Annotated in this window: 1 protein-coding gene; it reads left to right on the forward strand. The window is 27.5% G+C overall.

The window, feature by feature from the left end:
• Positions 1 to 437: Ger(x)C family spore germination C-terminal domain-containing protein (locus ILT06_RS32225; RefSeq protein WP_222656002.1), on the forward strand; the 437-nt coding region annotated here is incomplete at both ends.

A 437-nucleotide genomic window follows, 5' to 3' on the forward strand; every position in this document is an offset into this window, starting at 1 on the left:
GTAGGAATTGCACTTTTAGATCGACAAGGTAAATATTTAAGCCGTATCCCTAAAAAAAATGTTAAGTTCTTCAATCTTTTAAATAAGCCCAAAAATAAAGGCCGGATGATACTACACCTTGTGCTTCCACCTAAAAAATCCAGCCAAAAACCAAACACTTCTATATTAATACAGAATGCGACTAGGAAAATAGAGGTTAATTTTCAAAAAGGAAAGTTTGTATTTAATTTCGATATAAACGCTAATGTAGCTGTAATAGAAAAAACTAATGCACATTTAATTAAGGAGCATTATGATAATAAAAAAAACATACATAATTTAGAAAATGAGGTTCAAAAAGAAATTAATAAGAAATTACAAAATATGTTGTATGAATTACAAAAGAATAAAATTGATCCTATCGGATTATCGTTATATGCTAGAGCTTTTCAATATAA

Source organism: Bacillus sp. 17RED48 (assembly GCF_019837545.1).
GTDB lineage: Bacteria > Bacillota > Bacilli > Bacillales > Bacillaceae_G > Bacillus_A > Bacillus_A wiedmannii.